The organism is Bifidobacterium kimbladii (genome assembly GCF_032193675.1).
In the GTDB taxonomy this organism is placed as follows: Bacteria; Actinomycetota; Actinomycetes; order Actinomycetales; family Bifidobacteriaceae; genus Bombiscardovia; species Bombiscardovia kimbladii.
The window spans coordinates 41,106-65,400 of record NZ_JASTZZ010000004.1 but is presented as its reverse complement, the minus strand read 5'-3'; the positions used below and the strand labels follow the sequence as shown (position 1 = coordinate 65,400).

Annotated in this window: 17 protein-coding genes; 9 read left to right on the top strand and 8 right to left on the bottom strand. The window is 63.2% G+C overall.

Translation table 11 applies throughout. The annotated features are described in order from the left end of the window. The first annotated feature begins 59 nt into the window (after positions 1 to 59). The 4 genes from QRX41_RS06245 (at position 60) to QRX41_RS06230 (ending at position 8,080) form a co-directional block, all read left to right on the top strand. Positions 60 to 2,543 carry a glycoside hydrolase family 2 TIM barrel-domain containing protein gene (locus tag QRX41_RS06245; RefSeq protein WP_313839400.1) on the top strand — a complete coding sequence of 828 codons (2,484 nt, stop codon included), beginning with the start codon at positions 60 to 62 and terminating at the stop codon, positions 2,541 to 2,543. Further along, the gene (locus QRX41_RS06240; RefSeq protein WP_313839398.1) at positions 2,536 to 3,120 is read left to right on the top strand and encodes a hypothetical protein; all 585 of its coding nucleotides are present in this window, start codon (positions 2,536 to 2,538) and stop codon (positions 3,118 to 3,120) included. Before QRX41_RS06245 ends, QRX41_RS06240 begins: the two co-directional genes overlap by 8 nt. 126 nt (positions 3,121 to 3,246) lie before the next feature. Continuing rightward, positions 3,247 to 4,590 (top strand): xylose isomerase, encoded by a 1,344-nt coding sequence (gene xylA / locus QRX41_RS06235; RefSeq protein WP_313839396.1) that lies wholly within the window; start codon positions 3,247 to 3,249, stop codon positions 4,588 to 4,590. Positions 4,591 to 4,849: 259 nt separating this feature from the next. Next, entirely contained in the window at positions 4,850 to 8,080 is a 3,231-nt protein-coding gene (locus tag QRX41_RS06230; protein ID WP_313839558.1) for a glycoside hydrolase family 2 TIM barrel-domain containing protein, read from the top strand. Between the two features lie 19 nt (positions 8,081 to 8,099). On the opposite strand, the gene QRX41_RS06225 is transcribed toward QRX41_RS06230, so the two are convergent. Beyond that, positions 8,100 to 9,605, bottom strand: coding sequence for a xylulokinase (locus QRX41_RS06225; protein ID WP_313839395.1), 1,506 nt, complete (start codon positions 9,603 to 9,605; stop codon positions 8,100 to 8,102). Between the two features lie 195 nt (positions 9,606 to 9,800). Between QRX41_RS06225 and QRX41_RS06220 the strand changes: the two genes are divergently transcribed. Beyond that, complete coding sequence (locus tag QRX41_RS06220) at positions 9,801 to 11,036, top strand: ROK family protein (protein ID WP_313839393.1); 1,236 nt, start codon at positions 9,801 to 9,803, stop codon at positions 11,034 to 11,036. 45 nt (positions 11,037 to 11,081) lie between these two features. Here the strand turns inward: QRX41_RS06220 and QRX41_RS06215 are convergent, their stop codons facing one another. Together QRX41_RS06215 and QRX41_RS06210 are read right to left on the bottom strand one after the other, a co-directional pair. After that, entirely contained in the window at positions 11,082 to 11,618 is a 537-nt protein-coding gene (locus QRX41_RS06215; RefSeq protein WP_313839391.1) for an NUDIX hydrolase, read from the bottom strand. Positions 11,619 to 11,621: 3 nt separating this feature from the next. Beyond that, on the bottom strand, positions 11,622 to 13,172 hold the full coding sequence (locus QRX41_RS06210; protein ID WP_313839557.1) for an aminopeptidase P family protein: 1,551 nt from the start codon (positions 13,170 to 13,172) through the stop codon (positions 11,622 to 11,624). 206 nt (positions 13,173 to 13,378) lie between these two features. On the opposite strand from QRX41_RS06210, the gene QRX41_RS06205 reads away from it, so the two are divergent. Both QRX41_RS06205 and smc read left to right on the top strand, forming a co-directional pair. Continuing rightward, complete coding sequence (locus QRX41_RS06205) at positions 13,379 to 14,800, top strand: bifunctional folylpolyglutamate synthase/dihydrofolate synthase (RefSeq protein ID WP_313839389.1); 1,422 nt, start codon at positions 13,379 to 13,381, stop codon at positions 14,798 to 14,800. Then, a complete protein-coding gene (gene smc, locus QRX41_RS06200; protein WP_313839387.1) occupies positions 14,800 to 18,447 on the top strand; it encodes a chromosome segregation protein SMC in 3,648 nt (1,215 codons plus the stop codon). The genes QRX41_RS06205 and smc overlap by 1 nt, the downstream gene beginning before the upstream one ends. Here the strand turns inward: smc and QRX41_RS06195 are convergent. From QRX41_RS06195 to QRX41_RS06180, 4 genes are all read right to left on the bottom strand, one after another. Next, positions 18,371 to 19,123, bottom strand: a complete 753-nt coding sequence (locus QRX41_RS06195) for an aspartate/glutamate racemase family protein (RefSeq protein WP_045924122.1) — start codon at positions 19,121 to 19,123, stop codon at positions 18,371 to 18,373. The two genes, smc and QRX41_RS06195, sit on opposite strands and share 77 nt — an antisense overlap. After that, positions 19,120 to 20,364 (bottom strand): carboxylate--amine ligase, encoded by a 1,245-nt coding sequence (locus QRX41_RS06190; protein ID WP_045924123.1) that lies wholly within the window; start codon positions 20,362 to 20,364, stop codon positions 19,120 to 19,122. The genes QRX41_RS06195 and QRX41_RS06190 overlap by 4 nt, the downstream gene beginning before the upstream one ends. Before the next feature lie 86 nt (positions 20,365 to 20,450). Beyond that, positions 20,451 to 22,019 (bottom strand): Mur ligase family protein, encoded by a 1,569-nt coding sequence (locus QRX41_RS06185; RefSeq protein WP_045924124.1) that lies wholly within the window; start codon positions 22,017 to 22,019, stop codon positions 20,451 to 20,453. Between the two features lie 175 nt (positions 22,020 to 22,194). Then, positions 22,195 to 22,953 carry an exonuclease domain-containing protein gene (locus QRX41_RS06180; RefSeq protein WP_045924125.1) on the bottom strand — a complete coding sequence of 253 codons (759 nt, stop codon included), beginning with the start codon at positions 22,951 to 22,953 and terminating at the stop codon, positions 22,195 to 22,197. 154 nt (positions 22,954 to 23,107) lie between these two features. Here QRX41_RS06180 and QRX41_RS06175 point away from each other — a divergent pair, with 154 nt between their 5' ends. Together QRX41_RS06175 and QRX41_RS06170 are read left to right on the top strand one after the other, a co-directional pair. Then, positions 23,108 to 23,728 (top strand): sigma-70 family RNA polymerase sigma factor, encoded by a 621-nt coding sequence (locus QRX41_RS06175; RefSeq protein WP_052692752.1) that lies wholly within the window; start codon positions 23,108 to 23,110, stop codon positions 23,726 to 23,728. Positions 23,729 to 23,767: 39 nt separating this feature from the next. Further along, positions 23,768 to 24,055, top strand: coding sequence for a hypothetical protein (locus QRX41_RS06170; RefSeq protein WP_231575758.1), 288 nt, complete (start codon positions 23,768 to 23,770; stop codon positions 24,053 to 24,055). A 155-nt stretch (positions 24,056 to 24,210) separates the two neighbouring features. On the opposite strand, the gene QRX41_RS08495 is transcribed toward QRX41_RS06170, so the two are convergent. Next, positions 24,211 to 24,285, bottom strand: coding sequence for a 50S ribosomal protein bL37 (locus QRX41_RS08495; protein ID WP_099327425.1), 75 nt, complete (start codon positions 24,283 to 24,285; stop codon positions 24,211 to 24,213). Between the last annotated feature and the right edge of the window lie 10 nt (positions 24,286 to 24,295).

Here is a 24,295-nt window from a genome sequence, read left to right as displayed (position 1 = left end):
CCATTCCGCTTTCAGTGGATGGCGGCTGGCGAGACCTTACGACGCGGTGAAGGAACTTCATGGAAGCAACTGAATGGAACCAGGGGTGGCGATACCGCCATTTCCAGGAGAAGGACGAGTCTTGGACATCTGTGGAGATTCCCCACGATGCCATGCTGGGGGAGCCCCGGAGACCTGATGCGCCGAGTGGCGCCAACAGCGGATGGTTTGTGGGGCGTGACTATGAATACGTCAAGGAAATCCGCACGGATAAGCTGGGCCCGCATGACACGATGATTCTGGAGTTCGAGGGTGTATATCAACACAGCGAAGTTTGGCTGGACGATTGCAAACTGAGCTTCCATCCCTATGGGTACACGGGTTTTTTCGTCGACCTGAGCGGGAAGATACAGCCAGGCGGCAAGGGGCTGATTCGTGTTGTCGCGCGCAATGCCGAACAGCCGAATTCCCGCTGGTACTCAGGAGCGGGCATCTACCGCCCCGTCACGCTGTGGACCGCTGGGGCGCAATACATCTGCCCCGACGGCATCAAAGTCTCCACCCTGGGCACCGATCCTTGTGCCATTCACGTGTCTCTGCAGGCCTCGTCCGCGGGGACTGCGCAGATCAGCATTCTGCCCACTGGTGTGCAACAGGGAGAATCCTTGGCTGATGTCGAGGTTCCTGTGGATGCGGTAGGAAGGGCCCAGGCGGATATCAATCTTCCTGAAGCGAACCCATGGAGTCCTGAGAGCCCTTCGCTGTATGAATGCCAGGTCCTCTTCGTCTCCTCCTCGGGCTGCCAGGACCGGGCGCGGGCTAGGTTCGGTATACGGACTGTCGCCTGGGGGGATCAGGGTTTGCTCATCAATGGTGTGCGTAGAATCCTCAAAGGGGCCTGCGTCCATCATGACAACGGGATTCTTGGCGCCTGCGCTTGGCCCGAGGCCGAGGAGCGGAAGGTGAGGCTGCTCAAGCATAACGGCTACAACGCCATCCGCAGCGCTCACAACCCCTGTTCCAAGAGCCTTCTGGAGGCCTGCGACCGTCTGGGCATGCTGGTGCTGGACGAGTACATAGACCACTGGTACATACACAAGACCGTGCATGACTATGTGCAGTACTTTCCACGATGGTGGCGTCGGGATCTGACCGACATGGTGGCCAAGGACTTCAACCATCCGTCGGTCATCATGTATTCCATCGGCAACGAGGTCAGCGAAACCGCACAGTCGAAGGGGATTGGACTGACCAGACGCATGGTTGAGGTTCTACACGGGCTGGATGCCGGTCGGCCTGTGACATGTGGCGTTAATATCTTCTTCAACTTCCTGAGCTCCATCGGACTAGGGGTGTATTCGGATAAAAAAGCCGCAAAGGAGGCTGCGCAGGGTGCCAAACGAAATGCAGGCTCCGAGCAGAACAGGCATCGTGGTGCTGTAGGCAGCCAGTTCTTCAACGACATGGCGGGAATCATGGGAGCGAATTTCATGAAGACTGGGGCCACCCTGCCAGCCTGCGACCGTCGGACGCGCGGAGCCTTCGCCTGCATGGATGTGGCTGGGTACAACTATGGGATCAAACGGTACGCAGGTGATCTGCGTCGGTACCCTCATCGGCTTATTTTGGGCACCGAGACCTTCTGCAGCGATGCCGACGAATTCATGCGTCTGGCTCACCGGAATCCACGTCTGATCGGCGACTTCGTCTGGGCGGGAATGGACTATCTGGGCGAAGTTGGTGTAGGAGCCTGGGAGTATCGGCAGGAGGCGCCACAGTTCAGCGGTTTCGGTTGGCTTACTGCAGGTTCCGGACGTCTGGACCTGACCGGCAGGCCCTTGGGGGAGGCCCTGTATACGCGTGTGGCATTAGGGGCTGAGACTGGTCCTTATCTTGCGGTCCGCCCCGTCAATCATGCGGGGGAGCGGCATTCCCCCAGCGCTTGGAAGATGACCGATGCTCTGGATTCATGGAGTTGGGATGGGTGCGAGGGCCGGACTGCACAAGTAGAGGTGTATGCCCGAGCGTATGAGGTCGCCTTGATGCTCAATGGACGTTGCGTGGGGCGTTCGCGTTCGCATGAAGGCACCAGATTCCGCTTTTCCTGCCCTTATGAGCACGGGGTGTTGGAAGCCCTGGCATACGACCGGTCTGGTCAGTTGATTGGCCGACGGGAGCTACGCTCTGCCGGGACAGAGACGATGATTACCTTAGTTGCCGATCGAGAGTATGTACGTCCAGGCGGGCTGTGTTTCCTACGGGTGAGATACACGGATGATCAAGGCATCGACAAGCCGATGGTCCAGGGGGAGCTGGTCGGCCATGTACAAGGCGGTCGGTTGCTGGCCCTTGGATGTGCGGCACCGTATAACCCCGAGGGATTTCTCAAGGGGCATACGCGCAGCTATTACGGCCAGGCATTGGCAGTGGTGCAGGCCGATCGGTCAGCTGGTCTCCAGGGTCCGGCAAAGTTTGACTTTGAGATCTCCGACGGCCGTCATCAAGCCGCCATCTGCATTCCGATACGTGATGAGGAGTCGACAACGGAGGAGAGCCATGCATGACATCCGTTCGGTTCTAGCCCAGCAGTGGAGACGATTTGCATCCCGTCATCGGCGGATCGCGCAGTTTCTAACTTTTTACGCTTTCTCCCTGCTGGTGACGCTTTTGCAATATTTGATGCTGACTTTTCTGCCGGAGGTCGTCTATCGGCTTACGGATTGGTGTTCGATACCTGCTCAGCTTGGACATATTCATCTTGGCATTGTGGACACCTATGTGTTCGATTACCCGGTGACTGGCGATGCCACTGGCGGCATGGGATATTTTGCTGCCTTTGCGTTTACCCTCTTTGTTGCCCAATGTGTCAATTTTCCTATGCAGCGCAATGTCACTTTCAAGTCGCATGGCAATGTCTGGTATCAGATTTTCTGGTACATCATCGCCTTTGTCGCCATCACCGTCGTCTGCTCTGTACTGATGGGGCTGTATGTGCCTGTCTGCAAACGCTTCTTTCCGCCGTCGGTTTATAACGTGCTGATCACCGTGATCAACGGCGGCGTGCAAATGGTCATTTACTTTCCCGTGTACGCCATCATCTTTCCTGAAGGTAAGCCGCAGACAGTAACGGAGAAAGACTAGACAAGTATATAATTCAACGAATTGACAAAATCGATCCAGCCCTCTACTCTTATTGTTCAGGAGGCAGGAACTGGTTTCCTCCCCTGTGAACGCTGTAAAGGCAAATGCATTAGGCAAAGGAGCATTATGGGTCTGTGGGACGTTGACAAGATCGAATACGTGGGTCGCCAGGGTGTCAAGGAGGGCCTGGGCTTCCGTTACTACGACAAGAACAAGGTGGTGGCCGGCAAGCCTATGAAGGACTGGCTGCGCTTCGCCGTGGCCTGGTGGCACACCTTCAACCAGGGCCTGGTGGATCCCTTTGGCGATCCCACTGCGCAGAGGCCCTACTACCGCTACACCGATCCCATGGATCAGGCGCTGGCCAAGGTGGACTACGCCTTCGAGCTCTTCACCAAGCTGGGGGTCGATTTCTTCTGCTTCCACGACCGTGACCTGGCTCCCGAGGGCGACACCCTGCGCGAGAGCGATGCCAATCTTGACAGGGTGGCTGACCGCATCGAGGCCGCCATGAAGGACACGGGCGTCAAGCTGCTCTGGAACACCTCGTCGCTCTTCACCAATCCTCGTTTCGAGGCCGGCGCCGGCACCTCGCCCTTCGCTGACATCTATGCGTATTCGGCTGGCCAGCTCAAGCACAGCCTGGAGATCGGCAAGCGGCTCGGTGCCGAGAACTACGTCTTCTGGGGCGGCCGTGAAGGCTACGAATCCCTCTGGAACACCCGGATGAAGGAGGAGCAGGACCATATGGCCGCCCTCTTCCACATGTGCGTGGACTACGCCAAGGAGATCGGCTTCGACGCGCAGTTCCTGATCGAGCCCAAGCCCAAGGAGCCCACGCTCCACCAGTACGATTACGACGCGGCTACCACCATCAACTTCCTGCGCACCTACGACCTGCAGGATAACTTCAAGCTCAACATCGAGGGCAACCACGCCAACCTGGCCATGCACACCTATCAGCATGAGGTTCGCGTGGCCCGCGAGGCTGGATTCCTGGGATCCTTGGATGCCAACCAGGGCGACAAGCTGATCGGCTGGGACATGGACGAGTTCCCCTCGGACCTCTACGATGCCACCGCCGTCATGTGGGAGGTGCTGGCCAATGGGAGCATCGGGCCCCGTGGAGGCCTGAACTTCGATGCCAAGCCTCGTCGCTCCTCCTTCCTGCCTGAGGACCTCTTCAGAACCCACATCGTGGGCATGGACACCTACGCCGCTGGCCTGCTGGTCGCGGCCAAGATGCACGAGGACGGCTACATCGAGCAGCTGCAGCAGGAGCGCTACTCCTCCTTCGAATCCGGCATCGGCTCGACGGTGAAGGACGGCACGGCCACGCTGGCTTCCTTGGAGGAGTACAGCCTTGACAAGCCGCAGGCCGAACTGATTGCCGCCGACAAGTCCGACCATCTCGAGGTCGTCAAGGCCACCATCAACAACTACATCGTCGAGGCTCTGGCCCAGGCCTGAGCTTTAGACGGCTGTCGTCTCCTAGCTCCGCGAGCGAAAGCCCGCGGGGCTTTTTTATGCCCTGACCAGCGCAGACATGTTTGGCAGGGCGGACTCGAATCTGCATAGGGGATACCTAGGGCGCGTCCGGTGCGTTGATGCCTGTGACAACCGGCGGGAATTCTGTGCTATGGCCCCGGTATCATGGACGCATGTGAGCGTAAACAGTCACGCCTGTGAAACGTCTGCTGCCATGGCCACCGAGGAGGATGGAATAGTCATGTTCATACCGCGTTACTACGAGGATCCAGCCACGCTGCATGTGGGGACCGAGCCTAACCGTGCCTATTGCGTGCCAGCCGGCGCCCCCATGGACACGCGTGGCGATCTGCGCAGGCGCTCCGACCGGTACCTGGATCTGGATGGGGACTGGGATTTTCGCTATTACGCCAGCATCGACCAGCTGGATGCCGAGGTCCAGTCCGCCGTCGAGGCCGAGGATCCGGTTTTCTTCGAAGCCGACTACAGCCCTTCCAGGGATGCGGGCCGAGGGGCGTACCAGCCCATCCATGTACCAGGAGTCTGGCAGACCCAGGGCTATGACAGCCCCCAATACACCAACGTGCGCTACCCCTTCCCCTTCGATCCGCCCAGGGTGCCTGCCGACAATCCCTGCGGCATCTACCTGCGCGCCTTCGACTACGAGCCCGAACCCTCAGCGCCCCGGGCCCTGCTCAATTTCGAGGGGGTGGATTCCTGCTTCTATCTCTGGGTCAATGGGGATCTGATCGGCTACAGCCAGGTCTCTCATGCCACCAGCGAATTCGACGTGACCGACCACCTGCAGCGAGGCCGCAACCAGCTGGCCGTCCTGGTGCTCAAGTGGTGCGATGGCAGCTATCTGGAGGACCAGGACAAGTTCCGCATGAGCGGCATCTTTCGCGATGTCTACATCCTGCGTCGCCCCAAGGCCCGTCTGCGCGACTGGTTCGTCCACACCAACCTCGATGAGGACATGAGCCATGCCAGTGTGACCCTGGATCTGGATCCGACTGGCGTATCGGGCCAGGACGATGCCGCTCTGGACATCCAGGCTCTGCTGACCGACCCCGATGGTGTGGAAGTGGCCCGGACCGAGCTGACGGGTTGCAAGGAGCCCGCGCAGTTTGTCATGGAGGTTGGCCATCCTCGCCTTTGGAATGCCGAAGATCCCCAACTCTACCGGCTGACCTTGTCGACCAGGGCCAGCTCAACCGGTTCCGGCGACTCGGATGAGGTCGTCACCGAGTACATCGGCCTGCGCACCATCAGCGTGGACGCCCAGGTGGTCAAGGTCAACGGCAGCCCCATCAAGATCCACGGGGTCAACCGTCATGACGGGGATCCGCGCACCGGCTTCGCCATCGACCAGAAGCAGATCATGCGCGACCTGACCCTGATGAAGGAGCACAACGTCAACGCCATCCGCACCTCCCATTACCCCAACAGCCCTCAGTATTACGCCCTCTACGATCAGCTGGGCTTCTACCTGATCGCCGAGGCCGACCTGGAGGCCCATGGCATCGAGGCCCTCTACCATGGTCCGGACTGGAAGGAGCCCGATTACTGGAACGGTCGCATCGCCGACGAGCCGCGCTTCACCAAGGCCATCGTCGACCGGGTCCAGCGCAGCCTGGAGCGGGACAAGAACCACCCCTCCATCCTGATCTGGTCCATGGGCAACGAAAGCGGCTACGGCTGCGGCATCGAGGCGGCTCTGGCCTGGACCAAGTCTCGGGATCCCTCCCGTCTGACCCACTACGAGTCGGCCATCCACGGCTCGCCCCGTAAGGACCTGGACTACAGCAATCTGGACATCACCTCGCGGATGTATCCCTCCATCAAGCAAATCGAGGACTACTTCAGGCCGGAGGGTCCTCACGGCATCAGCAGCCACGGGGATGACGGGGATGGGGGCCGGAAGCCTTACTTCCTCTGCGAATACTGCCATGCCATGGGGCTGGGCCCAGGGGATCTGGAGGACTACTTCCGGGTCATTCAGGCTCATCCGGGGCTCCTGGGCGGCTGCATATGGGAGTGGGCCGACCATGCCATCGACCAGGGCAGGGATCGCAAGGGCCGTCGGATCTATGCCTATGGGGGAGACCATGGCGAGTACCCCCATGATGCCAACTTCTGCATGGATGGCCTGGTCTATCCCGACCGGCGGCCCCACACTGGACTCAGGGAGTTCAAGAACGTCTTCCGTCCGGCCCGCCTGGTCAGCTACGATCCCCAGACCCGGCTGCTCACCCTGCATAACTATTTGGACTTCACCTTCCTGGATGAATATCTGAGCCTGAAGTGGACCCTCCTGTGTGATGGGGAGCCTGTGGCCTCCGGGAAGCCTGAACTGGATCGCGGGACCGGCCTGCACATCGCCCCCCATGCTGAGGGCACAGTGGGCCTGCCCGCCATGGATCCGCCCGAGCACGGTCGCCTGACCCTGCTTGTGGAGTACGCCCTGGCCAAGGCCGATCCCGTGCTTGCTCAGGGGCATCCTTTGGGCTTCGATCAGCTTGAAGCTGCGGATATGGGAATGCCCGAACGGTCCAATGGCGTGGCCAGGGTCATCAGCGCCGACCCCGGCAGTGGAGCCCGGGGCGCCCACCGGCCGGTGGTCGGGCAGACTGATGCCCGCTTCGATGTGGAGGGGGCCGACTGGCGCTACGTCTTCAACCGCCGCACCGGCATGGTGGAATCCATGAGCATCGACAACCGTTCCCTGCTGACCGCTCCTATGGAGGTCAACCTCTGGCGGGCACCCACCGACAACGATGCCGCCATCAAGGAGGAATGGCGCAAGGCCGAATACGACCGGGCTGGCACCAGAGCCCTCTCCTGCCAGCTGCAGACCAATCAGGACAGGGGATTGACCACAATCAAGACCGAACTGTCCTTGGTGGCCCCCTTCATTCAGCCCATGGGCAGCATCAACGCCACCTGGACCCTGAGCGACCAGGGTGGACTGGACCTGAAGATGGAGCTGCATCGAGATCCCGAGTTCCCCTATCTGCCCAGGTTTGGACTGCGGCTCTTCCTTCCCAAGAGCCTGCAGCGGGTCACCTACTGCGGCTATGGGCCCTATGAGAGCTACCGGGACATGCACCGCGCCAGCCACTATGGCGTTTTCCATAACACCGCATCAGGCATGGTCGAGCACTACCTGCGGCCCCAGGAGAACGGCTCCCATTATGGCTGCGACTACGTCCTGGTGGAGGATGACCGCTCCCTTCTGCAGGCGGCGGGGGATGGGCCCATCAGCTTCAACTGCTCACCGTATACGCAGGAGGAGCTGACCGCCAAGGGGCACGACCATGAGCTGGAGGAATGCGGATCGACCGTGCTCTGTCTGGACTATGCCACAAGCGGCATAGGCTCCAACAGCTGCGGACCGGAGCTGGACCCCGCCTACCGCCTGGATGAAACCGATCTGGTCTTCGGACTGCATCTGCGGGTCCGCTCCAAGTGACCCAGGCTGGCGGGGCCCCTCATCCCCGCCAGCGCAGGTACTGCTGGTAGACCTGCTCGCAGGAGGCTCCCGTCAGGGTGGTCTCGATGTCCACCGGCCAGGCGGGGGGCTCCTCTTCCCCAGTCAGAGTCCAGGCTGCCTGGCGGGCAGCACCGATGGCCACATACTCGTCCGGCCGGGGCAACTGCACATCCATGCCCAGAATCCCTGGTGCGTAGGCTCTGACCGCTGGGGACTTGGCGCCGCCGCCGACCAGAAGGATCTTGGAGACCGTGGTGCCCAGCCGTTTCAGCAGCTCCAGGCAGTCACGCTGGGAGCAGAGCAGGCCCTCCACGAATGCTCTGGCCAGGTTGGTGCGCGTGGTGTTGGCCAGGGTCAGTCCCTCCAGCCTGGCGTGGGCATCTGGACGGTTCGGAGTGCGCTCGCCGTCGAAGTAGGGGATCAGGGTGATGCCCTCGGCCCCTGGCGAGGACTTCTCTGCCAGTTTGGCCAGACCGTCGTAATCGGTTCCCAGGGCGGCCAGGCCTGCGTCCAGGATGCGTGATGCATTGATGGTGCAGGCCAAGGGCAGCCAGTGGCCGGTGGCATCCGCGAATCCGGTTACCGAAGCACTCATGTCATAGGCGGGGACCGGGCTGACCGCTGCAGCGACCCCCGAGGTTCCCAGGGAGATGGAGACGTCGCCCACCTGCATGGCCAGGCCCAGGGCCGTCATGGCGTTGTCGCCGCCGCCCGGTGCGATGATGCAGCCTCCGGGCACGTCCCTGCCGGCGATGCGGGGGTCGGCTTTGGCTCCGACCTGGTGGGGGCCAAGAACCTTAGGCAGGATCACCCGCTCGGCCATGCCAGCGGGGAGGGCCATGGCCAGCAGGTCACGCCGGTAGCTGTCGGCGGCGGGGTCGTAGTAGCCGGTGCCGGAGGCATCAGAACGATCTGTGAAGAGATCCTCCAGCCCGGGTTCAGCCCCAGGGTCGGCTGCGGGGCCATGGCCGGCGATGACCCAGCTCAGCCAGTCGTGGGGGAGGCATATGGCCGCGATGGCCTTGGCCTTATCCGGCTCCATCCGGCTGACCCAGGCCACCTTGGTGATGGTCAGCGAGGCTACGGGGGAGGAACCCACAGCCCGTACCCAAGCTTGCTTGCCCTGCATGGCAAGGTCCGGGTCCGGATCTTTGTTTGGCCCGCCGGTTTCGGACTTGGCGAGTCGGATGATGAGATCGTCGGCATCAGGAGCCGAACGCGTATCGTTCCAGAGCAAGGCATCCCTGATTACTCGCCCTTGGCGATCCAGCAATACCATGCCGTGCTGCTGGCCACCCACGCTGAGGGCCGAGACATCGTCCAATCCGCCCGCCTGGGCTGAAGCCTCCTGAAATGCCTTCCACCAGGCCATGGGATCGACGCTGGTGCCTGCCGGATGAGGAGCCTTGCCGAAGCGAACCAGCCGACCGGTCCGGGCTTCGGTCACCCTCACCTTGCAGGACTGGGTCGAAGTGTCCACTCCGGCCACCAGGATCTCATTCATGTCAGCCTCCTTGCTTTCTGCACTCCGGTCATTGGAATACTCCATAATAGTATCTCAATTATTAAATCGATAAACTAAATGACCTTGGTCTGAGTGACCTTTATTTGTTTACCTGCCGTTAGGCTGGAACGTAAGATGTTGAAGAAGGCCCAGGATTCTGCGGGCCTGTGATCCTTCATGAAAGGTTATTGAACCGTGACTGCCCTGCGCTCTATCAATCAGGATGATCTGAGGAACCACAACCTCTCGGTCATCATCGACACCATTCTGCGGTCGCCTACCGCGCTCAGCAGGGCGGATCTGGCCAAGGCTACGGGGCTGACCAAGGCTACCATGTCGCTCCTGGCAGGGCTTCTGATCCGGAATCGGGTGGTGCGCGAGGAGGAGCCTGAGACTTCGCAGAGCAGCCATGGCCGACCCAGCACCCCGTTGTCCATCGCGCACGGACGCTGGGCCGGTCTGGGCCTGCAGATCAACACCGATGGTTACGGGTGTCTGGCCATGGATCTGGATGGGACCTTGATCGATTCGGCCTGGGTCAAGGATGATATGCATGAGGCGGAACCCGATCGGGTCTTCGCTGAACTGGAGAAGCTGGCCAAGCCTATCGAACGCAGGCTGTCCCGTCGGCACTACCGCACAGTGGGTTCGGGCCTGGCCCTGCCCGGCCTGGTTGGCGGCGACACCACCCTGCTCATGGCCCGCAACCTGGGATGGGAACGTCTGGATCTGCAGGAATTTCCCCTGGTCCGTCGACTAGCCCCCAGAGTGGGCAACGAGGCGCGTCTGGCAGCCCTTGCACAGATTCCCGGCTACGCAGCCCAGCGTCCTGCGGGCGGAGATGAGGGGCCACTTTCGCCCACCGACTCCTTTATTTACATTTCCACTGACATCGGCATCGGCGGAGCTGTGGTGCGCCGCGGAGCCGTCGAAACCGGAGACCATGGGTTCGCTGGTGAATTGGGGCATGCCTCGGTGGATCTGAACGGCCCCACCTGCCGTTGCGGCCGCCGTGGGTGCCTGGAGACCTACGCCGGGCGCAGGGCTCTGGTTGAGGCAGCTGACATCGCCACCGGAGCCGAAGCGGTCACGCCCCAGGCCATGGAGGAACTCTACCAGCGCTGGCAGCAGGGCGATGCCAAGGCCGTCGATGCCATCGACCGTGGGCTCGATGCCATGATCTCGGTCATCGCCTCAGCCATCAATATCGTCGACGTGGATACAGTCATCCTGGGGGGATTCTGGTCGCACTTCGGGGGAAATCTGGCCCAGCGTCTGCAGGATCGGCTCAATCAGCTGACCCTGGGCCGGGATGCCGTGGACATTCGCGTGCTCATCCCCAGCCAGGCCGACTATCCGGCCCTCAAGGGAGCAGCGTTGGTAGGCCTGCGCCGCTTCATCGATGATCCGCTGGATTTCTTCGAGGACTGACCCTTCGAGGACTGACCCGTCCAAGGGCCCAATGGCAACCTGGGACTAGTCGGAATTAGCGGGAAGCTCCCTGCCGCCAACCCTGAACAGGGCGTGGGCATCTCCGCCATGCAGGCGTTCCAGATAGGTTCGGGCTCGGGCCATGCGCTCCACAGTGGTCTGGGCCAGCGGGGCTGGAAGCCGATCGGGTTCGAACCAGCCGACTGACAGGCTCTCCTCGTCGCCCACAAAGGGGTCGGTGTTGCCGCCGAGGTCAGGCCGACAGATGAACAGATGATCCATATACATGGTCCGGTCCCCGTTGGCATAGGTGATCACCTCTTGGGAGGATGTGACTGCCGCCAGATCGGTGACAATCACATCCACTCCGGTCTCCTCCTTGACCTCGCGGACCACGGTGTCAGCCGGGTCCTCGCCCGGTTCGTTGATCCCGTAGACCAAGGCCCACTGGCCGGTGTCAGAGCGCCGGCCAAGCAGGAGGCGGCCCTGGTCATCGCTGACGAAGGCCGTCACACCATTCAGCCAGAGCAGGTCATGTCCTATGGACCGGCGCAGTTCGAGCACGAAGTCAGGGGTGGGCATACGTCAGTCCCGGTCCGGGTCGGCAAGTGCAGCCCGCTGCGCCATCCAGGCTTCCACCTCTTCGACGGTCTTGGGGATGCCCGCAGACAACCACTGGGGTCCCTGCTCGGTCATGAGCACGTCGTCCTCTACGCGCACGCCGATGCCGCGGAACTCCGGAGGCACCAGCAGGTCGTTCTCCTTGAAGTAGAGTCCGGGCTCGATGGTGAAGATCATCCCAGGGGTGATGGGCGCGCCCTGATAGGACTCGTACCTGGCCTCCGCGCAGTCGTGCACGTCCAGGCCCAGATGGTGGGCGCAGCCGCAGGCGTGCCAGCGGCGATGCTGCTGGCCCTGGGGGGAGAGGGACTCTTCCACGCTGACCTTGAGGATGCCCCACTCGTGCAGTGTTTCGGCCAGCACCCGCATGACGGCATGGTGGATGTCCGAGTAGGTGGCGCCTGGCTTGGCGGCTTCGAAGCCGGCCTGCTGGGCCTTGAGCACGGTCTGGTAGATCCGCTTCTGCAGGGGGCTGAAGGTGCCGCCTACGGGGAAGGTGCGGGTGATGTCGGCCGTGTAGAGGCTGTTGACCTCCACGCCAGCGTCGATCAGAAGCAGATCGCCCTTCTGGACTGTCCCGTCGTTGCGCATCCAGTGAAGGATGGGGGCATGCTTGCCCGAGGCGATGATGGAGCCGTAGCCCACGTCGTTGCCCTTCTCGCGGGCGTTGGCGTTGAAGACGCCCTCCAGCATCCGCTCGGAGCGGGGCTTGCCTACCACCTGGGGCAGGTGGGTCAGGATCCGGTCGAACCCGTCCTTGGTGGCGGCGATGGCCTTGCGCATCTCGCCCACCTCGTAGTCGTCCTTGATCATGCGGGCCTCGGAGGTGAACTCCTCGAGCTTGTCGTCGGCCTCCTCATTGCGGTCAGGGCCGCCGATGCCGTTGGCCTTGCGGGCGGCCTCCACCTGGCTCAGGACCTCCTGGTCGGCAGTGCGGATCACTCGCAGCTTGACCGCTCCCTGGTCCGGTCCCAGGTCCTTGGCGATGGCATCAGGGAAGGTGGCGATGTCCTTGGTGGGGATGCCGGTCATGATGGCCAGCTCCCGCAGCCCGGCGCGGGGACCCACCCAGTACTCCCCATACTGGGAGGACCGGTAGTAATCGCGGGTGGACTGATCGGCCCGGGGATGGACGAAGAGCTCAGGGGTATGGGTCAGGCCCTTGGCGGCCTCCGGGCTGTCGGGGTCCACCGGGTCCAGGACCAGGATGGCTCCGGGTTCGTAGTCCTCGCCCAGGCCCGTGTAGTAGGCAAAGGTGGTGTCTGGGCGGAAGGCGTAGTCGTTGTCGTTGTTTCGGGTCTTGTAGGATCCGGCAGGGATGACCAGTCGTTCGCCGGGGAAACGCTGACCCAGTTCACGCAGGCGGCGCTCAGTATATTTGCTGGACTCCAGTGGCTCGATCTGCGGCTCCTGGGCCTGCCACCCGGTGGTCATGAACTTCTGGAAGGCGGGGGAATTGGGGCGCAGGGTGCGGTTGTTCACCCGGTCTTCCATGTTCTGCTCATCCAGGTCCACGTTCTTGGGATCGGTGTCTCCTTGTAGATGCTCCTGTGCGGATGCGGTCACGTCCAGCCTCCTTGAAATTCCGGTTATGACTATGTTGGTTCCATGGTAGTGCGTTCGGCCGATGTGACAGTCGGCTGATCCGGCCCTCAATCGGGGTCGGTCGCGCATAGAATGGGCGGGAAGCATCCACAGCCAGCAGGAGGCGCAGGCAGAATATGTCATTCGAACACCCCAACAGCAAGGGTCGGAATATTCGCGATGTCGAGCGGGCCATCATGGCGCGTCCCACCGAGCATGACAGCCCCAACCTGGACCTGGACAGGATGGGGATGATGCTGGACCTGCTGGGCCACCCTGAGCACAGCTTCCGGGTCATCCACGTCACCGGGACCAATGGGAAGGGGTCCACGGCGCGGATGGCCGAGGCTCTGGTGCGGGCTTACGGTCTGCGCACCGGGCTCTACACCTCGCCCCACCTGGAGCGGATCAATGAGCGGATTGCCATCGACGGCCAGGAGCTCTCAGACGAGGACTTTGTGGATCTTTACCAGCAGATCGAGGATTTCATCGCCATGGTGGATGACCGCTTCGCCCAGCAGGGCAGGGCCCCGATGAGCTTTTTCGAGGTCCTGACCGCCATGGCCGTCTGGGCCTTCGCCGACGCCCCCGTGGATGTGGCCATCGTTGAGGTGGGGATGGGCGGCCGATGGGATGCCACCAACGTCCTCGATGGCGATGCTGCCATCATCGGTCCGGTGGACATGGACCACATGCAGTGGCTGGGGGATACGGTCGAGCAGATAGCAGGGGAGAAGGCCGGGATCATCAAGCCCAAGTCCACGGTCATCGTCGGGGCCCAGCCTCATGAGGAGGCCGTCATGCCCATCATCGAGCAGGCCGTGCGTGAGCAGGGCGCCCCAACCCTTTTAAGGGATGGCAACGAGCTGGAGGTGGTCTCCCGCATGCCCGCAGTGGGCGGCCAGGTGGCTACGCTGCGCACGCCGCAGGGGCTCTACAAGGATGTGCCCATCGATAAGTTCGGGGAGCACCAGGCCCACAACGCCCTGGCGGCCCTGGCAGCGGCTGAGACGGTCATCCCCGTCAACGGGGCCCTGGACCAGGATCTGGTGGCCGAGGCCTTGAGCCAGGTGCGCATCCCCGGACGGATCGAGCAGGTGCGCACCTCGCCCACCATCATCATCGACGGCGGGCACAACCTGAACGCGGCCCAGTCCCTGCGCTCGGCCATCGAGGAGAACTACGACTTCAAGCAGCTGGTGGGTGTGATTTCCATGATGGCCGACAAGCAGGTGGAGGACTATCTGGGCCTGTTGGAACCCGTGCTGGACAGCGTCGTGGTCACCGAGAACTCCTGGAAGGGCCGAGTCATGCCGGCCGAGGATCTGGAACGGGTCGCCGTGAGGGTCTTCGGGCCCGACAGGGTGGTCCGGCGCGACCGGATGCCCGATGCCATCCAGACCGCCGTCGACATGGTCGACAGCGAGGATCAGACCGGGGTGGGCTATGGCCGCGGCGTGCTGATCTGCGGCAGCTTCGTCACCGCCGGCGACGCCCGCACCCTGCTGGCCGAGCGTCCCAATCCCGATCTGGCCAAACCTAAGGCGGAGCGCGCCTGATGTATCTCAAGGAGCTGACCCTCAAGGGCTTCAAATCCTTCGCCTCGGCCACCACCCTGCGCTTCGAGCCGGGCATCACCGCTGTGGTGGGCCCCAACGGATCAGGCAAATCCAACATCGTCGACGCCCTGGCCTGGGTCATGGGCGAGCAGGGGGCCAAGAGCCTGCGTGGCGGATCCATGGAGGACGTGATCTTCGCCGGCACCTCCTCCAGGCCGCCATTGGGCCGGGCTCAGGTCACCCTGACCATCGACAACACCGACCGGACCTTGGACATCGACTACACCGAGGTCACCATAAGCCGGACCATCTACCGCAACGGCGGGTCCGAGTATGCTATCAACGGATCCGACTGCCGCCTGCTGGACATCCAGGAGCTGCTCAGTGACACCGGGCTGGGCCAGCAGATGCATGTGATCGTCGGTCAGGGGCGGCTGGATGCCATCCTGCGGGCTGATCCGGCCGGCCATCGGGCCTTCATCGAGGAGGCGGCCGGCATCCTCAAGCACCGCAAGCGCAAGGAGCGGGCGCTTCACAAGCTGGCCAACACCGAGGCCAACCTGTCCCGTCTGGATGACCTGATCGGCGAGATTCATCGGCAGTTGGGGCCGCTGGGACGCCAGGCCAAGGTCTCCCGCCGGGCCGACATGATCCAGGTCAGCCTGCGGGACGCCCAGGCACGCATCCATGCCGACGACGCCCTGACCTCGCAGAGGAAGCTGGAGGATCTGCGTTCGCGGATGTCCCAGACCCGGGGGCTACTGGCCCGGGGGCAGGAGGATCTGACCAGGGTCAAGCTCCGCATCGAACAGCTGGAGGGGCTGGACCGACAGTCCAGTCCGGCCCTGGAGGCTGTCAACCAGCAGTGGAACGACCTGACCAAGCTGGGTGAGCGGGCCGGGTCCCTGGCATCCTTGGCCAGGGAGCGCAGCCGTTCGCTGGAGGCCGGCATGGTGGCCGACCAGGGGCAGGATCCCGGGGTGCTCAGGCGGAGGGCCGACGAGCTCAAGGGCCAGGCCGACCAGGAGGAGGGCCAGGTCGGAGCCGACCGAATCGCCCTCGATGGCTGTGTCCAAGCCCGTGCGGATCTGGAGCGGCGGTTGGCCGCCCACCGGCAGACCATGACCGAGCTGCGGCAGGCGGCCAGAAAGCGGCAGGCTCGGCTGGGCGACCTGGCGCAGTTGGTGGCCAAGGAGGAATCGGCCCTGGAACTTTCCAGGCAGCGCGAGCGTGACCTGTCCCGCCAGCAGGATCAGGTCAAGGAGAGCCTGGAGCGAGCCAGGAGCCGGGTGCGGGATCTGGACAGCCAGGAGGAAGGTCCCGACCAGGACGGCAGACAAGCCCTGGACCAGGCAGGTCAGGTCAGGGACCAGGCCCGCAGCAGGCTCAACGACCTCCAGGAGCGCGAACGCCGCATCCAGTCCGATGCCATATCGGCCCAGGCCAAGGCCGATGCCCTGGCGGACACGCTGGACCATCGCGGCGCCGGCGAGGCCTTGTCCCAGGCGGGGGATCCGGCCCTGCTGGGTGTGCTGACCGACTTCGTCCGAGTGGAGGAGGGTTGGGAGGAGCCCCTGGCCCAGGCCCTGCACGACTATGCCTCGGCCCTGGTGGCCAAGGATGGCCAGACGGTTGACCAGACCCTGGAGCGGGCCCGCCGGGATCGTCTGGGACGCGCTGCGCTGATCTCGGCATCAGGCCCGCTCAAGGGGACAGCCATAAGCTCCGGCGATGGCCCCTGGCGGTCGGCCGCCGACCTGGTGGCCCTGCGCGAGCATCCTTCCGACTCCGACCGGGCCCAGGGTGTGCTGGCGGCTGTTCGCAGTCTGCTGGCCTCTACAGCTGCCGTCGATGACGCCGATCAGGCCCGCCGTGCCTTGGAGGACGGATGGCAGCAGGCGCTGACCCGCCTGGGCGACCTCTACGACCGGGTAGGTGCTGTGGGCGGATCAGCCCCGGCCACCAGCGACCTGGCGCTGACTGCGCGCAGGGATAAGGCCCTGGCGCAGGTAGAGGCCCTCCAGGAGGAATCCCAGGCACTGCAGCCGCAGATGGAAGCGGCCCGTGCCGGCCTTGAGCAGGCTGAGCAGCGGCTGCAGGAGGCGCGCAACCAGTGCACCGAGGCCCGGGTCAAGGCCGAGCAGGCGGCTCGGGAGCTGGCAGCAGCCCGCAAGGAATCTGATCGAGCCCAGGCCGGGGTCAAGGATCTGGAGGACCGGCTGGCCCAGGTGCGCGACCAGGTGCGCACCCACGAACTCAAACTGGAAGACCTGAAAGCCGGCCTGGCCCGTGCCCAGGAGGACGGGGGGGCTGATCCTGATGACCCGGAGGGCATGGAAGACCGGCAGCATGAATTGGAGACAGCCCTGGACCAGGCCCGCACCGCCGAGATGGAGGCCAAGCTGACCTGGACCGAGAGCGACCGGCGGCACGCCTCTCTGCTGCGTCAGATCGATTTGCTGCGGGATCAGGCCGACCAGGCCGAACGCCGTCGTCAGCGGATCAGCCAGGAGAACCGTCGCCGCAAGGCTGGCATGGCCTCCCTGGGGCTGATCGCGCTCAGGGCCGACCTGCTGGCCAAGCTGATCAAGAAACGGATGGAGCATGCGGCCCGCCGCCGGGATCAACTCAGGGCCAAGGCCTCGGCCCACGACAAGGAGCTGACCGATCTGCGGGCCAGCAGGGATGCCCTGGAACCCAAGGTGGCCGGTCTGCGCCAGGATGAGCACGGCCTGGATCTGGAACGGGAGCGTCTGGCCGGCGAGGACGGCCGTCTGCGCCAGCGCATCCAGGATGACCTGGGCATGGAGCCGGAGGAGCTGATCCGCGAATACGGCCCCGACTGTCCGGTGCCCGTTCTGGATGACGAGGGCAATCCTGTGCCTTTGGACCAGGAAGCGACGGAGGAAGACGGGGATTCATCAGCCTTCAAAACAGTGCCCTACCAGCGCGGGGAGCAGGAGAAGCGGCTGGCCAAGGCCAAGCGGGACCTGGCTGCCCTGGGCAAGGTCAACCCACTGGCCACCGAGGAATACGAGGCCCTGGAGTCCCGCAACCGCTACCTGCACGAGCAGCGTCAGGATGTGATCGGGTCCCGGGACGATCTGATGGCCCTGGTCAAGGATCTTGATTCGACCATGGTCACGGTCTTCAAGGAGGCCTTCGACGACACTGCCCAAGCCTTCGAACGCATCTTCGCCACCCTCTTCCCGGGCGGGCGCGGGCGGCTGCGGCTGGAGGATCCGGATGACCTGCTGACCACAGGCGTTCTGGTCGAGGCCAGCCCGGCCGGCAAGAAGGTCCGCCGGCTCTCCCTGCTCTCGGGCGGGGAACGGTCGCTGACGGCCCTGGCCCTGCTCCTGGCCATCTTCACGGCCCGGCCCAGCCCCTTCTATGTCATGGACGAGGTCGAGGCCGCCCTGGACGATGTGAACCTGACCAGGCTGCTCAAGGCCTTCGAACAGCTGCGGGAACATGCCCAGCTGATCATCATCACCCACCAGCAGCGGACCATGGGCATCGCCGATGCCCTCTACGGGGTCACCATGCGGGGGGACGGGGTGACGGCCGTCATCTCCCAGCGGCTGACGGATCCGAAGGATCCGAATCGTTCCGGCCGCGAAGAGCCCGAGCCCGAGCAAGGGTGACCTCTGCCAGAACGGCCTGGGAGTCCACGATGGGCAGCTGCGGCATGGGGTAGGCCTCGTTGAGCACTGAGAGCTCGGTGCAGCCCAGCAGGACCGAGTCGCAGCGGTAGTCCTTCAGGAAGGCATTGAGAACGCCCAGGTAGCGGTCCCGGTCTAGTCGCCCTTCCTTGACGTCGTCGTAGATCAGCGCACTGACCCGGTCCTGCAGGGCCTGGTCCGGGTCCACCAGCTGGTAGCCGGCGCTGTCGGCCGGGCCCTGGTAGATGGCGGCATGGCGGGACCCCTCGGTGCCCATGTACCCCATGCGCGGATGGGATTTCGCCGGATAGTGCCGATCAGCCCAGTCGATGGTGGCCTGGGGCATATCCAGGATGGGCACCGGAGTCAGGGCCTGGAGCCTGGGCAGAATCTGATGGGCGGTGTTGCAGGCCATGACCATGAAGGAGGCGCCTATGGCTGTGGCCTGGCGAACATCCTCGGCCAGATAGGGGAAGGGGTCATCCTTGCTGCGGCCCAGGATGAATTCGGTGCGGTCGGGCACGGTGGCGTGGTTGAAGACCACATAGTCCAGAAAGTCCTGATCCCTGTGCGCCCCGGTCATCCGGTCCAGCACCCGCACGAAGCTTTCGGTGGCCAGTGTGCCCATGCCGCCCAGGACGACGAAGAAGTTCCTCATGCCAGTGTCCTCTTGTCACGGAAGTAGCGCCGGTAACGACGCCGATAGATGGAAAACATGTGTCGAATCAGCAGCCAGCGCTTGAAACTGCGGTCCTTGCCGTACTCCAGAGTGGTGCCCCAGTCCCCGCGACGAATCATGGACATGGCCTGTCGCTTGTCCTCGGATTCGGCGCAGTATTTGCGGAAGATGTCCTTGGGGATCTCCATCCAGAGGCGGTGCCCCCGGCCGAAGACGGTGCGTCCGTTGAAGGGGGTGTCCAGGACCAGGTCGTCCACGAAGCAGCGGGCCAGGTTGAAGCCGTTCAGGGTGACCACGTAGCTGCTGCGTCCCTGGCGCAGATTGATCTCGAAGAGCTTGTAGACGCCGTCGCGCGGATCGTACTTCATGTCGAAGTTGGCCACACCGCTGTAGCTGATGTCCTCAAGGAAGGCCTTGATCCGGTCGAAGATGTCCTGGTTGTAGTCGGGCATAATGGCCGCGTAGTTGCCCACGGCCTCTGGGGTGGGGTCCTCCAGCAGCGGGTGTCCCAGGAACATCATGCGCACCCGGTGGTGGCGGTCCACATAGGCATTGAGCACCCTCATGTTGTCATCGCCCCCGGGCACGAAGTCCTGGATGACCATCTGCGAGGTGTACCCGGCCTGGTAGGACCTGCGGATCATGGTGTCCAGCTCCTCAGGGTTGCTGAAGATGAAGGCCTTCTTCCTCCCGGGGAAGTCGATGCCCAGCCACTCGTCGCTGTCGGCGGGCTTCATGGCCACCGGGTAGTCGAAGGGCAGGTTGCGGTGGCGACCAGCTTTCACATCGTCGGCATCCACCGAGACGGTCTGCGGATGGGGCAGGTCATAGCGGTCGCAGAGTTCGTAGAAGGAGGACTTGAGCGAGAGGGCGCGGTTGAGCTTGGCATCGATGGCGTTGAAGACGAACCGTTCGCGCAGGGGATCGCCGAACTCGTCCAGCAGGTTGGCGTAGGTGTCCCCGCAGGGCAGCAGGAGCAGGGTGGCTCCTGGGTGGTCCCGGTGATAGGCGTCGGCCCAGTCGTTCAGGGCCGGCACAAAGACCTTGGGATTGGCGAAATCCGGTACCAGGTGCACGTCGATGATCCTGCTGTACTTGGTGGGGGAGAGCTGCTGGTGGGCGAAGGCGGTGGAGACCAGTCCATAGGCCTCATGAAAGGCGCGCGCCATGCCGTAGGCGTTGATGTCGCTGCCCAGTATGACCGGTTGGAATTCTTGCATCTGTATGAAACCACCTACTATATGCTCGTGCGCCCCGCCCTGCCGCGGGGCATTTGGCTTTCCATCTTAGGGTCCTGTCAGGATCGTCATCCCTGGGCTGCGCCGGTGGCTCCCAGGTCGTAGCTTTCGGTGCCCAGCAGGCGCGCCACTACGTGGTCATCGCCCTCATAGGGCACGTGGCCGCTGTCCCTCTTGAACCAACGTTCCTCGCCCTTGCCGATGACCAGAGTGACACGCAGACGGTCCCCTGGCCGGCCCGGATCTCCCAAGGCCTGCTGGATGGCCTGGACCCTGTCCGGCTCGATGCGGACATCCAGGTCTGGGTTGGTCACGAAGCCCAGCATCTGCCGGTCCACCTGGTCCGCGCTCTCCCCCTCCTCGTCGTCGGCGGTCAGGATCAGCCGGTCGACGCGGTCCTGGGCGGCGCTGACGATGCCCTCCCTGCGGTCGATGGCCTTGCCGCCAGCGGAACCGGAGACCAGGGTAATCAGGGGTTTGCGCTTTCCGTAGCGCTCGTCCACAAAATCCAGCAGGGCTGTGACCGAGGCCTTGTTGTGGGCGTAGTCGACGTAGACCACTCGGTTGTCGGCCTTGAAGCGTTCCATCCTGCCGGCGATCCTGACGCTCCCCATGGCCCGGAGTGCGTCGGCATCGGGCTCCAGACCCAGACGGGTCAGCATGGCCAGGGCAGCGGCGGCGTTCAGGGCGTTGAAATCCCCGTCCATGGACAGGCTGACCGGCCTCATGGTTCCGCCGGAGGGTCCTATCAGGTAGTCGTCGCCCTGGCCGGGAGCCTTGCGAACCAGGAAATCGGCCTGCCCGGTTCCATTGCCGAATGTAGTCACCGGAACGTTGGCGGCGCGGGCATCCTGACGGATCAGGTCGGCTCCGCGCGCATCGGCTCCCAGAACCAGCTGCCGGCTGTTGTAGGTTATGCGGCGCTTGCAGTAGAAGTAATCCTCGAAGCTGGGGTGTTCGATGGGGCTGATGTGGTCGGGGGAGATGTTCAGGAATGCCCCCAGGTCGAATGTCAGACCGTAGACACGGTCCACCTTGTAGGCCTGGGAGGAGACCTCCATGACCAGGTAGCGCATGCCGGCGTCTGCCGCCTGACGCATCATCCGAAAGAGGTCCAGCGATTCGGGTGTGGTGAGCTGGGACTCCTGGTAATGGCGACCGTCCAGGCAGTTGTCCACTGAGGAGAGCAAGGCCGCTCGACCTCCGGAGATCCTGGACAGCATGGCATGCAGGAAGTAAGCGGTGGTGGTCTTGCCCTTGGTCCCGGTGATTCCCACCAGTGTCAGCTGCTCCTGGGGATGCCCGTAAAAAGCAGCGGCCAGCAGGCTCATGGACTTGCGCACATCGTTGACGATGATCCCCGGGGCTTTGGTGTGGGCGGACAGATCCTGCTGGGCCACATAGGCCTGTGGTCCCTCAGGATCGCAGGCATCCAGATATTCAGGCAGGAAGCGGCCCTTGCAGAAGAGCAGGCTGCCGGGTCCAGCCTGGCGGGTGTCGTAGGTGATGTCGGTGAAGGGCTTGGACGACTGGGTTTCTTCTGGAGTATTCAAGGTCCACTGGTCGCCCTGGATCACCTCGCGCAGTTGATCATGTTTGCGCAGCAGCTCCAGAGTCGAAGCCATCGTCAGCGCCATGCCGGCTTCCCCCTTGTCTGTAGGTTCGTCACTTCAATCGTTCCCGTCCCGATTGGTGACCCCGATCGAGACCAGATACAAGTCTAAACCGCCTCTGGGCCAGGGCAGGGGGATCCGACGACCCCTTGACTGAATGGGCAAAAAGCAGGTAGCGGATCGGCCTGGGAGCTGGGCTTTAGAGCCAGGAGTCGGTGACTGGACGGCGCCCCTGGGAGATCAGGTGCTGGTTGAACTGTTCCCGCCACTTGGCCTGCGCCTGCCGCTGCCAGTCCATAAGGGAATCCATGGTGATTCGGGCCACCTGGGGGAAGAGAGTGGTCATGGGCTTGATCAGGTCCACGGCAGCCACCGTATCGGCCGTGGCATTGTGGAAGTTGCCATGGGGGATGACGCCGTAGTACTCGCTGGTCAGCCCCAGGGTGCGGCGGCCCGACCGGTGGGAGATCTCCCTGTCCAGGACCAGAGGGTCCACCACCAGCAGATCCCCCTCGCTCAGCGGCTTGACCGACTCCGCGCACCAGTGGGCGATGTCCCCATCCAGCATCTGCACGTCAAAGGGAGCGTTGTAGGCCAGCAGGGGGATGCGCTTGTCCTGGGCGCGGGCAATGAACCCGGCCATCTGCTCGGTGGCCAGCTCAGGCTCCATGCCCTCGGTGGCCAGCTGCTCATCGGTGAACCCGTTGACCCGGCTGGCCCCCTTGCTGATATGCCGGTGCGGATTGACTATCCAGGTGGCTACGACATCCCCTGCGTAGCCCTTGGTCGGGTCGCGCAGAACCAGGCTGGCCGAAACGATGCCGTCCTTGCCCGGTCTGGTACCCGTGGTCTCGGTGTCGAACCCCAGAAGCCAGGAGTCCCCAAGGCGTGTCGACCCCTCCTGGTGCGGAGCTGACGCAAGCGCCTGCTCCATGCTTGTGTACTCGGTGTTTTCCATAAGCGTGATTTCTCCTTCGTCATTATGGTAACCGAGGACCGACCGGCCCGCGACCGGGTCGAAACCGCCACGGGCGAGGGGGGATGGCACAATAGGGGTTGTGGCAGATACCAGCGAACTCGAAAGCAGAAAACGTCAATTCGAGGCCCTGGCCATGCCTGCGGTGGATGTGCTCTACCGCCAGGCCATGCGCCTGACCAACAACCCGGAGGACGCCCAGGATCTGGTCCAGGACACTTTCGAGCGCGGATTCAAGGCTTTCGACCGCTTCCAGCCCGGCAGCAACTTCGAGGCCTGGATGACCACCATCGAACGCAATGCCTACTTCAACCAGTACCACAAGGCCAAGCGGCGCCCGCAAAGGGCCAACGACTCGACGGGCGAGTACAACGACTGGGACATCTACTCGGCCTCGGAGCACGGGTCCGAGGGGCTCAAATCCGCCGAGCAGGAGTACATGGAGACCTTTGCCCCCGAGGAGATCATGGCCGCCCTGAACCGGCTCAGCCCGGAACGCCGACGGGTCTTCATCGATGCTGCCATCGACGGCAAGAGCTATCAGCAGGTGGCCGACGAGGAGGGCATCAAGATCGGCACGGTCATGAGCCGGCTGAACCGTGCGCGCTCGCAGTTGCGCCAGGAGCTGGAGCGCTATGCCCAGGAGCGCGGCTACCAGCAGGAGCGTGAGGCTGCAGGCAAGCCCTCAGCGGAACACCATGGCACTGGTGCTGCCAGGCCTAGTATAAAAAAAGAGATCAGCAACAAGGGGCATTGAGGGCCCCCGAAGATCGGGTATCAGGAAGCGGGCAGGAGCATGGACGGACGCGTGGAGATGAGTCACTACGCCTACGATGACGGCGGCTCTGTCAGGGTGTCCCACACCAGCCTGCGCATCTACCGGGATGCTTCCTGCGTTGATCCCAGCGACTGCTTCGATCCGGAATCCTGCTGCGACGAGCGTGAGCGCATGGTCATCGAGGAGCTGCGCCGGTATCTGCGCCCCGAATGCGCACCGGACTGTCTGCTGGATCGGCTCAGGCACATGTTCGACCAGATGGACGAACTGGAGCAGGGAACCCCGGATCGCGCTACGGACAAGTAGACAAAGTCAAGCAGATCCAGCCTGTTTCTTGGCAGAGGATCGCTTCTGTCCGGCTATTCAGGCTATTGCACAGATCATGGTCATGCGAATGCAGCCATGGTTTTTCTTTATGCATATATGCAAAACCCCGGCACCGTTGGTGCCGGGGCAGACGATCAGGTGTTCGGCCTCTTGCCGTGGTTGGCGGCCTTCTTGCGGCGATCCCTGCGCTTGCGTCCGCGCATGCCCATGATTGGACTC